This window comes from Komagataeibacter saccharivorans (assembly GCF_004348195.1).
Lineage (GTDB): Bacteria > Pseudomonadota > Alphaproteobacteria > Acetobacterales > Acetobacteraceae > Komagataeibacter > Komagataeibacter saccharivorans.
This window is the reverse complement of sequence record NZ_CP036404.1, coordinates 2,904,899-2,917,392: the sequence shown is the minus strand read 5'-3', so window position 1 is coordinate 2,917,392 and position 12,494 is coordinate 2,904,899. Positions and strand designations below refer to the sequence as shown.

The 12,494-nt window shown below is 63.9% G+C and carries 12 protein-coding genes; 6 read left to right on the top strand and 6 right to left on the bottom strand.

Annotated features, from left to right (window positions below):
- Nucleotides 1–693 carry an HAD hydrolase-like protein gene (locus tag KSAC_RS13385; protein WP_102324481.1) on the top strand — a complete coding sequence of 231 codons (693 nt, stop codon included), beginning with the start codon at nt 1–3 and terminating at the stop codon, nt 691–693.
- On the opposite strand, the gene KSAC_RS13380 is transcribed toward KSAC_RS13385, so the two are convergent.
- Nucleotides 690–1,391 carry a JAB domain-containing protein gene (locus KSAC_RS13380; protein WP_243705228.1) on the bottom strand — a complete coding sequence of 234 codons (702 nt, stop codon included), beginning with the start codon at nt 1,389–1,391 and terminating at the stop codon, nt 690–692. The genes KSAC_RS13385 and KSAC_RS13380 overlap by 4 nt on opposite strands.
- Before the next feature lie 88 nt (nt 1,392–1,479).
- Here KSAC_RS13380 and KSAC_RS13375 point away from each other — a divergent pair, with 88 nt between their 5' ends.
- From KSAC_RS13375 to KSAC_RS13355, 5 genes are all read left to right on the top strand, one after another.
- Nucleotides 1,480–3,693, top strand: a complete 2,214-nt coding sequence (locus tag KSAC_RS13375; RefSeq protein WP_132305804.1) for an ATP-dependent helicase — start codon at nt 1,480–1,482, stop codon at nt 3,691–3,693.
- Nucleotides 3,694–4,596 carry a 50S ribosomal protein L11 methyltransferase gene (locus KSAC_RS13370; protein ID WP_102324483.1) on the top strand — a complete coding sequence of 301 codons (903 nt, stop codon included), beginning with the start codon at nt 3,694–3,696 and terminating at the stop codon, nt 4,594–4,596. It begins immediately after the preceding gene.
- On the top strand, nt 4,589–5,107 hold the full coding sequence (locus KSAC_RS13365; protein ID WP_132305802.1) for a GNAT family N-acetyltransferase: 519 nt from the start codon (nt 4,589–4,591) through the stop codon (nt 5,105–5,107). The genes KSAC_RS13370 and KSAC_RS13365 overlap by 8 nt, the downstream gene beginning before the upstream one ends.
- 25 nt (nt 5,108–5,132) lie before the next feature.
- Nucleotides 5,133–6,905: an aminopeptidase P family protein gene (locus KSAC_RS13360; RefSeq protein WP_132305800.1), complete on the top strand. Its 1,773-nt coding sequence runs from the start codon at nt 5,133–5,135 to the stop codon at nt 6,903–6,905.
- Nucleotides 6,906–7,077: 172 nt separating this feature from the next.
- On the top strand, nt 7,078–8,106 hold the full coding sequence (locus KSAC_RS13355) for an isocitrate/isopropylmalate dehydrogenase family protein (RefSeq protein WP_102324486.1): 1,029 nt from the start codon (nt 7,078–7,080) through the stop codon (nt 8,104–8,106).
- Between the two features lie 100 nt (nt 8,107–8,206).
- On the opposite strand, the gene uraH is transcribed toward KSAC_RS13355, so the two are convergent.
- Genes uraH through KSAC_RS13330 form a run of 5 tightly spaced genes read right to left on the bottom strand, consistent with a single transcriptional unit; the run spans nt 8,207 to nt 12,489 of the window.
- A complete protein-coding gene (gene uraH, locus KSAC_RS13350) occupies nt 8,207–8,563 on the bottom strand; it encodes a hydroxyisourate hydrolase (RefSeq protein ID WP_132305798.1) in 357 nt (118 codons plus the stop codon).
- Nucleotides 8,560–9,087, bottom strand: a complete 528-nt coding sequence (gene uraD / locus KSAC_RS13345; RefSeq protein ID WP_243705227.1) for a 2-oxo-4-hydroxy-4-carboxy-5-ureidoimidazoline decarboxylase — start codon at nt 9,085–9,087, stop codon at nt 8,560–8,562. The genes uraH and uraD overlap by 4 nt, the downstream gene beginning before the upstream one ends.
- The gene (gene puuE, locus KSAC_RS13340) at nt 9,084–9,992 is read right to left on the bottom strand and encodes an allantoinase PuuE (RefSeq protein ID WP_110548128.1); all 909 of its coding nucleotides are present in this window, start codon (nt 9,990–9,992) and stop codon (nt 9,084–9,086) included. The genes uraD and puuE overlap by 4 nt, the downstream gene beginning before the upstream one ends.
- Before the next feature lie 20 nt (nt 9,993–10,012).
- Nucleotides 10,013–11,242, bottom strand: a complete 1,230-nt coding sequence (locus tag KSAC_RS13335) for a pyridoxal-phosphate-dependent aminotransferase family protein (protein WP_118962396.1) — start codon at nt 11,240–11,242, stop codon at nt 10,013–10,015.
- Entirely contained in the window at nt 11,239–12,489 is a 1,251-nt protein-coding gene (locus KSAC_RS13330; protein ID WP_132305796.1) for an allantoate amidohydrolase, read from the bottom strand. Before KSAC_RS13330 ends, KSAC_RS13335 begins: the two co-directional genes overlap by 4 nt.
- Between the last annotated feature and the right edge of the window lie 5 nt (nt 12,490–12,494).

Below are 12,494 nucleotides of genomic sequence, written 5' to 3'. Positions count from 1 at the left end.
ATGATTTTTCAGAAATCCCATACCGTACTCTTTGATCTGGATGGAACCATCGTGCGCTCACGCGATGGCATAGTGGACTCCATCCACGCCCTGCTGCGCGACCTGGGGCATGAACCCGACATGTCCATGGACCTGACATGGGTGGTCGGGCCGCCGCTGGAAGAACTGATCGGTCATGTTCTGGCCCATTATGGCGATGACCGGGTGCAGGAGGCCATGGCCCTGTATCGCAAGCATTACGAATCGGAAGGCATGCACAAAAGCCCCGTATTCGACCATATGCGCAACGTGATCGAGACCCTGTCCGCCGAAGGCGTGCGACTGTTCATCGCCACGTCCAAGCCGCGCCACCTTGCGCGCAAGATCCTGCACCTGCGCAATCTCGTGCAGTATTTCGATGGCCTGTCCGGCGCACGGGCGGATGACAGCGGGGCGGAAAAGCCGGAACTGATCGCCTCCCTCCTGCGCGAACATGATGTCAGGCGCGAGGATGCACTTATGATCGGCGACCGGCGGTTCGACATAAGCGGCGCCCATGCCAACCATGTCCGTGCGCTGGGGGTATTATGGGGTTATGGCTCGCGTGAGGAACTGACCGAAGCCGGTGCGGACGCACTGGTCAGCCAGCCCTCCGAACTGCTGGACGCCATCCGTCAGCAGTTTGCCGCAGCCGAAGCCCATCCGCACCGTTAGGCCGTGATGGAGGGATGCATGCTGACTGTCTTCCCTCCGCCCCGGACCAGACAGTCCTGAAACGTGATCCCCAGCAGGCGGGCGTGGGTGTGCAGCATGCGCAGGAAGCGCAGGTCGCCCGCACATCCCTCTGCCGGGGGTGGCTGCGGGCCAAGATCACGCACAGCGACAAGGGATACCGCGTGCAGTTCCAGCGCGCGGGCCAGCACGGCACGACACATATCCGCAGCCCCTCCATCCATGACCAGTTCATCGGCCAGCATGTGTCGCGCGGAATCGAGATGGAACATCCGCACCCCATTGCGGTTACGATCCGGATCGGGCAGCCGGTCGCAATAGTCCAGCACCGCCACCATATCGGTAAAAATCACCTGCCCGCGCGGGTCGCCATGGGCCAGCCGGGACGCAACCTGCGCCGGACAGGCCAGAACCGCGATCCCGCGCGGTCCCAGCCCCGCCGCGCGCAGGGCATCGGGGGCTGCATCCAGCACGGCTTCCAGACTACCGAAATGCGCCAGCAGCGCCTTGGCCTGCGGCTTGGTATCGCGCCGGGGTACGGCGGCGAACAGCAGCACTTCCAGCAGTTCGTAATCAGCCAGTGACGCCGCCCCCGCCGTGCGTATCCGCGCGCGCATGCGGGCACGATGTCCCCCCGGCCCCGTTCCACCCGCATGTTTCGTGGCAGGTGCCTGCTTCACCGCTTTTTTCCCGTCATGTCCCGTCCTGTTGCGGCGTAATTGATAGCATTGGTTCCCCCACGCGGGGATTGCTATAGAAGATAGCGTGATGGACAGCCTTATCCCAACCGGCCGCGAACCGGACTACCTCAGCCGTCTCAATCCCGAACAGCGGGACGCGATCGAGACTACGGATGGCCCGCTACTGGTCCTTGCCGGCGCAGGCACGGGCAAGACGCGGGTGCTGACCACGCGGTTCGCGCATATCCTGCTGTCGGGCCGCGCGCGACCGAACCAGATCCTTGCCGTGACCTTCACCAACAAGGCCGCGCGCGAGATGCGCGAACGTGTCAGCGCCCTGATGGGCGAACCGGCGGAAGGGCTGTGGCTGGGCACGTTCCATGCGCTGTGCGCGCGCATGCTGCGCCGCCACGCGGAATATGTTGGCCTGACCAGCAGTTTCACCATTCTGGATACGGACGACCAGCTACGGCTGCTCAAACAGGTGCTCGAACCCTACCGCATCGACACAAAACGCTGGCCGCCACAGGCGATAATGGGCGTGATCCAGCGGTGGAAGGACCGCGGGCTTGTGCCCGACGCCATTACGGCGGCGGAGGATACGGATTTCGCCAACGGGCGCTGTGCCGAAATCTATACCGATTACCAGTCCCGGCTGCGCCAGATTAATGCCTGCGATTTTGGCGACCTGATGCTGCACATGACGGAAATCCTGCGCAGACAGCCCGATGTGCTGGCGCAGTATCACCGTTTCTTCCGCTACATCCTGGTGGACGAATATCAGGACACCAACACCATCCAGTACCTGTGGCTGCGCCTGCTGGCCCACCGGGGGGACCAGCCATCGAACATCTGCTGCGTGGGTGATGATGACCAGTCCATCTATTCATGGCGCGGGGCGGAGGTGGAAAACATCCTGCGTTTCGAACGCGACTTTCCCGGCGCACGGGTTGTGCGGCTGGAGCGGAATTACCGTTCCACCCGGCAGATACTGGCTGCGGCATCGGGCCTGATCGCCCATAACGAGGAGCGGCTGGGCAAGACGCTGCATCCGGGGCGAGAGGATGCGGAAGGCGAGAAGGTCCGCGTCATTTCCGTACAGGACTCGGACGACGAGGCCCGCATGGTCGGCACCGAGATCGAACGCCTGCGCGCCGATGGCCACCCGATGGCGGAAATCGCCATCCTTGTCCGCGCCGGTTTCCAGACCCGCGCGTTCGAGGAACGGCTGATAACCCTCGGCCTGCCCTATCGCGTGGTCGGCGGCCTGCGTTTTTATGAACGCGCCGAAATCCGCGACGCCATCGCCTATATGCGCGTCATCAACCAGCCATCGGATGATCTGGCGTTTGAACGCATCATCAACGTGCCCCGCCGCGGCGTGGGCACGACGGGGCTGCAGAAAATGCACATGCATGCCCGCGCACGCGAAATCCCGCTGACCGCAGCCGTGCTGGACCTTCTGGCGCAGGGAGAAATCAAGGGCCGATCGAAAGAGCAGTTGACCGCCCTCATGCAGACCCTTGCCGCCACGCGCGAAATGCTGGGGCGCGAAGGGCATGTCGTCGCCATCGACCACCTGCTGGAGGAAAGCGGGTATGTGGACATGTGGAAGGCGGACAAATCCCCCGACGCGCCGGGCCGGCTGGAAAACCTGAAGGAACTGGTCCGTTCGCTGGCGGACTATGAAACCCTCAGCGGATTTCTCGAACACGTCGCCCTTGTCATGGATACGGAAGACCGGTCCGGTCAGGACAGCATGAGCATCATGACCCTGCACGGCGCGAAGGGGCTGGAATTCGACACCGTCTTCCTGCCGGGATGGGAGGAAGGGGTCTTTCCTTCCCAGCGCACGCTGGATGAAGGTGGCCTCAAGGGACTGGAGGAGGAACGCCGTCTTGCCTATGTCGGCATCACGCGCGCACGCCGCAGGGCCATCATAAGCCACGCCGCCAACCGCCGCATCTACGGCAACTGGCAGTCCGCCATTCCCAGCCGCTTTGTGGAGGAACTGCCCGCCGAACACATCGAAAGCACCGGCGATACGGCCAACAGCCGCCGCAGCTTCCTTGGCCGCCCCGCCGTGTTTGGCAGTTCGCCCTTCCCGCTGGTAGCGTCACGGCGCGTGCATGACATCACGCCCAAACCCGCCGCAACGTCGGGCATGAAGGTGGGGGTGCGTGTGTTTCACCAGAAATTCGGCTACGGCACCATTACCTCGGTCGAGGGAAACCGGCTGGAAGTCGCCTTTGAAAAAGCAGGCCCCAAGCGGGTGATCGATACATTTGTTGAGCAGGTATAAATGAGCCTTTCCCCCCGGCGTCACGCCACCGAACTGGAAACCATATCGGTCACGGTCCCGCCTGAAGCGGTCGAAGCCTATGAATCCGCCCTGTCCACCGTCTGCACCACCATCGGCATTTTCGAAGTGGACGACAACCAGACCCAGTGGCGTGTGGAAGGGGTCAAGGATATTGGCAACGGGGAGGAAGAACTCCGCGCCGCCCTGCTGGTGGCTGGCCTGACCACAGGCGTCGATGCCGAACTCGAACGCAGCCACACGGAATCCGAAGGCTGGCTTGCCCGCACTTACGAAGCCTTTCCCGAACAGCTTGCAGGCCGACGCTTCGCCATACGCGGCACGCATCTGGAACAGGCGGGACGGCCACAGCGCATCACCATAACCCTGGACGCGGGCGTCGCTTTCGGGTCGGGCGAACACGGTTCGACACGCGGCTGCCTGCGCGCGCTGGAACTGGTCGCCTATCGCCAGCCGCGCCGTATCCTCGATCTGGGATGTGGTTCGGGCATCCTGGCCATGGCGGCGGCGGCCCTGCTGCACCGGCCCGTTCTGGCGACCGACATCGATCCGTGGTCCGTGCGCGTAACCCGTCGCAATGCCGCGATGAACGGGCTGGGCAATCTGGTGGACTGCCATCTGGGCAATGGCTGGGCCACCCCCGCCATCCGACACCATGCGCCCTATGATCTGGTCTTCGCCAATATCCTTGCCCGCCCGCTGTGCAGCATGGCGGCCGATCTTGCGCGTAACCTGCTGCCCGGCGGCACGGCCATACTGGCCGGCCTGCTCAATACGCAGGTGCGCATGGTGCTGGCCGCCCATCGCCGCCATGGTCTGGTCCTTGAGCGCCATCTGCGCGAGGGAGACTGGGGCACACTGATCCTGCGCAAACCCCATGGCTGACAGACCCGCCCTGCTGATCCGCGACGCAACGGACGCGGACATTCCGGCGATTGTCGAAATCGTCAATCACGCCATCCGCAACAGCACCACCATGTGGGAAACCAACGAAACCACGGTAGCCGCGCGGCTGGAATGGCTGCATTCCAGTCAGGCCAGCGGCTATCCGGTTCTGGTGGCGGAAATGCCCAATGGCAGTGTTGCGGGATACAGTAGCTGGAAAATGTTCCGGCCATTTTCTGGCTACATCCATACGGTCGAACATTCGGTCTATATCGCGCCCGCCTACAAGCGGCAGGGCATTGGCAGCGCGCTGCTGCAGGCGCTGTGTGACCGGGCGATGGCGGAAAACGTGCATGTCATGGTGGGGGGCATTACCTCCACCAATGTCGCGTCACGCCTGCTGCATGAACGCTTTGGCTTCCAGCATGGGGGCCTGATACCCGAATGCGGCACCAAATTCGGCCGATGGATGGACCTGCTGTTCATGTATCGCATCATGTCGCATTCCTGATTTCACCACGCACGAGGATCATTCCATGTCACTGGCCAGTAACCGCCTTGACGCGCTGCGCGCCGTCCTGAAGCAGATGGGTGCGGACGGTTTTGTTCTGCCGCGCGGCGATGAACATCTGGGGGAATATGTCGCGCCCTGCGCGGAACGCCTGGCGTGGCTGACCGGATTTACCGGCAGCGCCGGGCTGGCTGCGGTGCTGCCCGACCGCGCGGCGGTATTTTCGGATGGGCGCTACATCACCCAGATGGACCAGCAGGTGGACGCAGCGGCGTGGGAGCGCCAGCATCTGCGCGATACACCACCCGCCACATGGCTGGCCCGCCACGGCAGCAGCAGGCGAATCGGCTACGATCCGCGCCTGATCAGCGAAAGCGCGCTGCGTCCGTTCCTTGATGCCGGACTGGATATGGTTGCCCTGCCCGCCAATCCGGTGGACGCGATCTGGACCGACCGTCCTGCGGCCCCCTGCACCCCCTGCGTACCGCAGCCCGAGGAATGGGCCGGACAGTCCAGCCGCGACAAGCGCGAACGCATTGCCAGTGACCTGCGCGACGGGGGCGAGAGCGCGCTGGTGCTGAGCGATCCGGCCTCCATCGCGTGGCTGCTCAATATCCGCGGGCGCGATGTGCCCTTTACGCCGCTCAGCCTGTGTTTCGCCATCGTGCATGATGATGCGCGCGTGACCCTGCTGATCGACCCGGCCAAGCTGTCAGACCAGACCCGGCAGTGGCTGGGCGATGATGTCACCATCCAGCCCCCCACCGCACTGGAAGACACGCTGCGCGCCCTTGCCCCCGCCCGCGTGCAGGTGGACCCGGCCAGCAACGCCATCTGGTTCATGCAGATACTCGAACACGCCGGCGCGACCATAATCCGCAAGGGCGATCCGTGCCTGCTGCCCAAGGCGATCAAGAACCCCGTGGAACAGGAAGGCAGCCGCCGCGCCCACCTGACGGATGGCGTGGCCATGTGCCGTTTCCTGCACTGGCTGGATGAAAACGCGACGCGCACGGCGGAGCTTGAAGCAACGATCCAGCTTGACCGTTTCCGCGCAGCCTCCCCCGACTACAGGGAGGAAAGCTTCCCCGCCATTTCCGGTTCCGGACCAAACGGGGCCATCATCCATTACCGCGTCACCCCGGAAAGCGACCGCAAGATCAGACCCAACGAGGTCTATCTGATCGACAGCGGCGCGCAGTATCCCTTTGGCACGACCGATATCACGCGCACCATCTGGACCGGCCCCGATGCACCGGACGACGATGTGCGCAATGCGTATACCCGCGTGCTGCGCGGTCACATCGCCCTTGCCCGCGCACGCTTCCCCAAAGGCGTGACCGGACATGCGCTGGATGCGCTGGCGCGTTACGCCCTGTGGGATGGCGGCCTTGATTACGACCATGGCACCGGCCACGGCATCGGCAGCTATCTGTCCGTGCATGAAGGACCGGCCAACATTTCCCCCGTTTTCCGGCCCGTGCAGCTTCAGCCGGGCATGATCCTGTCCAATGAACCGGGCTATTACCGCCCCGGCGCGTTCGGCATACGGCTGGAAAACCTGTTGCTGGTCCAGCCCAGCCCCATCGGGGAGGAAAAGCGCAGCTTCATGGAATTCGAAACCCTGACCCTGGCCCCGTTTGACCGGCGGCTGATTGATACCGCCAGCCTGCAACCCGGCGAGATCGCATGGCTGGACCAGTATCATGCACGGGTTTTTGAACAGGTCGCGCCACATCTGGATACACCGGCGCGTACATGGCTCACGGCGGCCTGCGCGCCGCTGCACGCCGGATAATGTGACTGCAAAACCACCGCCGCGCGGCGGTGGCCCGATTGTCACATCTGGCCGGGGGGCCTAGGACTTTTAACCAGTTCCGACGGGGCACCCGGCAACGAACCGGGCAAGCCAAGCCGGTGGGCATGCTGAAATAAATTTCAGTAGCAAGTAAAATGGGAGACGTTCGAGAATGTCAGCAGAAAAAACAATTCCCGCCACCCTGATCCCCGGCGATGGGATCGGACCTGAAATTGTCACCTCCGTTACCGAAATTCTGGACACCGTTGGCGCCCCCTTCAAATGGGAAAAGGCCCTTGCCGGCATGGCGGCCCTTGACGCCACCGGCAGCCCGCTGCCTAAGGAAACGATCGAAAGCATCCACCGCACCGGCCTTGCGCTCAAGGGCCCGCTGACGACCCCCGTCGGCGGTGGCTTCAAGTCCATCAACGTCACACTGCGTCAGGAGTTCGGCCTGTTCGCAAATGTCCGCCCCACAAAGACCATCGTGCCCGGCGGCCGGTTCGAGAACATCAACCTCGTCATTTTCCGCGAAAACCTTGAAGGGTATTACGCGGCGATGGAAAACTACATTCCCTGTGGCGGCGACCCGCACGCCATCGCCACCAGCGCGGGCTACACCACGCGCGCGGAATGCAACCGCATTGTCCGTTACGCCTTCGAATACGCGGTCAAGAACAACCGCAAGCGCGTGACCCTGGTGCACAAGGCCAACATCCTGAAGCTGCTGACCGGCCTGTTCCTGGAAGAAGGCCGCAAGGTCGCCAAGGAATATGAAGGCCGCGTGGAAGTGAACGAGCGCATCGTCGATGCCTGCGCCATGCAGCTTGTGACCGATCCGTGGCAGTATGACTGCATCGTCACCACCAACCTGTTCGGCGATATCCTGTCCGACCTGACGGCGGGTCTTGTGGGCGGCCTTGGTCTCGCACCCGGCGCCAACATTGGCGAAAAGGCTGCCGTGTTCGAAGCCGTGCATGGTTCCGCACCCGACATCGCGGGCCAGAACAAGGCCAATCCGACCTCCCTGCTGCTGGCCGCGAACATGATGCTGGCGCATGTGGGCCGTCAGGATCTGGCCACCCGCATCGACAAGGCCATCGAGAAGGTCATCACATCCGGCGCGGTGCGCACGGGCGACCTTGGCGGCAAGGCCAGCACGACCGACCTTACGGCGGCGCTGAAGCAGGCACTGGTCTGATCCAGCCTGTCCCTGCGGCGGCTGGTCCGCCGCAGGATATGAAAAAGGGCCGTGGCATGATCTGCCACGGCCCTTTTTTCATGGATCGCAACGCGGGCTGTCAGCTACCGCGATAGGTCGAGAACCCGTAGGGCGAAACCAGCAGCGGCACATGATAATGGCCGCCCTTCTCCCCCGCCGGAACCTGCGCCATGCCAAAGGCAATGGGCACGACATCAAGGAATGGCGGATCGGACAGCGCCACATCGCGCGCGCGGAAGTAATCAGCCACGGCGAATTCCAGCCGGTAGGACCCTGCCGCCATCTCGCCCGTATGCTGGCTGAGTTCGGGGCAGCGCCCATCCGCATTGGTTACGCCACGGAACAGGCAGTCCTGCCCCGCCCACAGGCTGACCGCCATCCCGGCAGCAGGTTTACCGGATACGAGATCAAGGACGTGGGTGGACAGTGTGCTCATGCCTCATGCTCCATCCGCTCAAGCACATCCGCAAGACGGAGTGCGGCGATCTTGTTGATTTCCGCCAGCGCCGTCTGCTGTTCCACTTCCGGCGTGTTTTCCAGCCGTGTCTGTATCCCGTTCAGGATGCCCGCCTTGTCCGACCGGCGCACGCATATGATGAACGGAATACCGAATCTGGCGGCATAAGCATCGTTCAGGGCGCGGAACCGGGTAAATTCTTCCGGTGTCAGCCGGTCCAGCCCGGCGGAAGCCTGTTCGGCGGCGGAAGCGGATGTCAGCGTCGGGTCCACGCCCATGCGCTGCGCCAGTTCGGGATGGGCGCGGATCAGCGCCATCTTTTCCGCGTCATCCGCGCGGTCCAGTTCCGCGCGCATCGCGGCCTGCATGGCCTGCACATCGGCAAAAGGCGCATGGGCGTAGGCACGCTGGGCGATCCAGGGGGAATGTTCATATAGCGAGCCGAACATTTCCACGAACCGCACTGCGGAAAACGCATTCACCCGATCCATCACGCCGCTCATGCCGGGTGTACTTCCTGCCAGTGCCGCGCGATGTCCAGCCGCGTTGCAACCCAGACCTTCTCGCGGGCTGCAATGTAGTCAAGGAAACGCGCCACGGCCCGCGCACGACCGGGACGGCCCGCAACACGGCAATGCAGGCCCACGGACATCATGCGGGGTCTGTCGGCCCCTTCCTCATACAGTTCATCGAAGGTATCGCGCAGGTAGTTGAAGAACTGCTCGCCTTCGGTAAAGCCGTTGAGCGCCACGAACCGCATGTCGTTCACGTCCAGCGTATAGGGCACGATCAGTTGCGCGCGCCCGTTGCTGCGGTCGTAATAAGGCAGGTCATCGGCGTAGGAATCCGCGTCATAGACAAATCCCCCCTCCTCCGCGATCAGGCGGGCGGTATTGGGGCTGGTACGCCCCTGATACCACCCCAGCGGGCGCGAACCGGTCAGCTTCGTATGCAGGGCGATACATTCCGCGATATGCGCGCGTTCCACCGCTTCGGGCACGTTCTGGTAATCGATCCAGCGCAGCCCATGCGATGCGATTTCCCAGCCTGCATCCTTCATTGCCGCAACGGCTGCGGGATTGCGCGCCATGGCGGCAGCCACCCCGAACACCGTCAGCGGCTGGCGACGCTGGGTAAAGATGCGGTGCAGGCGCCAGAACCCGGCGCGCGATCCGTATTCATACAGGCTTTCCATCGCGATCGCGCGCGCACCGATGATGGACTGCGCGCCAACCATTTCCGACAGGAACGCTTCCGAGCCACGATCCCCGTGCAGGACCGAATTCTCGGCCCCCTCTTCATAATTGATGACGAACTGGACCGCGATCCGTGCGCCGCCGGGCCATTTTGCATCCGGCGGGTTGCCCGCGTAACCCACAAGGTCACGCGGATAGGCATCTTGCGACATACTGGCGTGATCTCCCTTCATCATGCGCTGTAGGCGGCAAGCGCCGCATCCACGCCTGCGCCCGCGGTAAAGGCATGGCCCTCCTGACGCAGCACGGCTTCGAGCGCGCCGAGGGTGAGCAGCACCTTCGACTTCTCGGCATTGTAGCCCATGGCCCCGATGCGCCACACCTTACCCTGCAGCGGGCCGAAGGCGGTGCCGATCTCGATTTCAAAATCCTCGCGCATGCGGCCGCGCACCCGTTCGCCATCGACGCTGGCGGGAATGTACACGCCCGTCACGTTGGTCATGCGGTGCGCGTCGCTGCCAAACAGTTCCAGACCCATCGCACGCAGCCCCGCGCACATCGCGCGCGATGCGCTGGCATGGCGGGCAAAGCGGTTTTCCAGCCCTTCCTCCACCATGATGCGCGCAGCTTCACGCGCGGCGTAGAGCATGCTGGTGGCCTCGGTATGGTGATTGAGGCGCTTTTCGGACCAGTAATCCATGATCATCGCCAGATCGAGATAGTTCGACGGAATGCGCGCCCGCGCGCCATCGGTGGTGTCGCTGCCCCGGATACCGGCTTCGACATGGCGGCGCGAGAAGATATGCGCCGCCGCCCGGTCTGATACGGTAATCGGCGCGGAACCCGGCGGTCCGCCCATGCACTTCTGCAGGCCGCCGCTGACCACGTCCACGCCCCAGCGGTCGGTCGCAACCGCCATGCCGCCCAGCGTCGCCGTGGCATCGACATAGGACAGCACGTCATATTTACGGCACAGCGCGCCCACGCCATCGAGCGGCTGGGCCATGGTGGTGGAGGTATCGCCATGGATGCAGGCCAGCACATGCGGGCGGTGGGTGATGATCGCGTCCTCGATCTGTTCAGGGGTTGCGACCTCGCCCCACGGGATGTCCAGCGTTACGATTTCCGCCCCGATGCGCGCAGCGATTTCGGACAGGAGCAGCCCGAAGCGGCCCGCCCGCACCACAAGCAGCTTCATCCCCGGTTCGACCAGCGAGACCAGCGCCGCCTCGATCCCGGCGCGGGCCGTGCCGTCCACAAGGAAGGTCCAGCGGTTTGCGGTCATGAAAACCTGACGGTAGAGGTCCATCGTCTGGTTCATGTAACCCGTCATTTCGGGGTCGAACTGGCCCAGCATGTCGGCCGCCATGGCGCGCAGCACGCGCGGATGCGCGTTGACCGGTCCCGGCCCCATCAGCAGCCGGGCGGGAGGGTTGATCTGGCCGTAAAATGTCTGGGTCATCCGAAACGTCTCTCAAAAAGTCCGATAAAAGTGGTCATCGCGCGCAGGGCTTCGTCCGTGTCCGCATCTGTTACGGATTCGGCCGGGTTGTGGCTGATCCCGCCTGCACAGCGGATGAACAGCATGGATACCGGGGCCAGATGCGCCATGATCATCGCATCATGCCCCGCACCGCTGACCAGCAGGCGCGCGGGCGCACCGCTGACATCGCCCACCGCCTGTTCCATAAGTTCCGTCAGCACGGGATCGCAGGGCGTGGCGTCCAGATCCTGCTGCAGGGCAATGTCGAGTTCCAGATCGCGCCGTGCCGCAACCTGCCGGATCACGGCGAGGATTTCTTCCGCCGCCCGGTCGCGCACCGCGTTGGTGCCGGCACGGACATCGACGGTGAACACCACTTCCCCCGGCACCACATTTGCGGCCCCCGGCATGACATGCAGCGAACCGACCGTGGCCACCAACCCGTCGGTGCCCGCGCGCGCAATGCGTTCGGCGGCAAGGATGACTTCCGCCGTACCCGCCAGCGCGTCACGGCGCAGGGGCATGGCCACCGTTCCGGCATGGCCCGCCATGCCACGATACGTGACGCGATAGCGGTGCTGGGCCGCGATGGCGCTGACCACGCCCAGGGCGCGGCCTTCCGATTCCAGAACCGGCCCCTGTTCTATGTGCGCCTCGACATAGGCCAGGACAGGATCGCCCCGGCGCGATGCTTCGTGCATGCGCCCGGCATCCAGCCCGAATTCCTGCAAGGCGGTGGCCAGTGTCGCGGTTTCCGCCCAGTCGGGCATATCCGGGTCGGGCGCTTCCAGCACGCCCGCTACGGCATGGGAGGTGAGCATGCCGGAGGGAAAGCGTGAACCTTCCTCGTCACCAAAACCGATGACTTCCAGCGCGAAGGGAAAGCGCTTTCCCGCCCGTGCGAAATGGGCCACCGCCTCGATCCCGAGGATGACGCCCAGCATGCCATCGAAAAAACCGCCATCACGCACGCTGTCGATATGCGAACCGATCAGCAGCGACGGGGCATCGGGGGTCAACCCTGCGTAACGGCCGATCAGGTTACCCGCCGCATCCATGCGGGTGGTCATGCCCGCCTGCGTCATCCATTCCGCCAGCCGGTCGCAGGTCGCGCGGTAGGACGGGCCGAGATAGGGACGGAACAGGCCGTCCTCCATCTGGGAATACGGCGCGCGGCCCAGTTCGGTGCAACGCGCGACCGCGCGTGCGCCGGATGGTCGGTCCATACAGA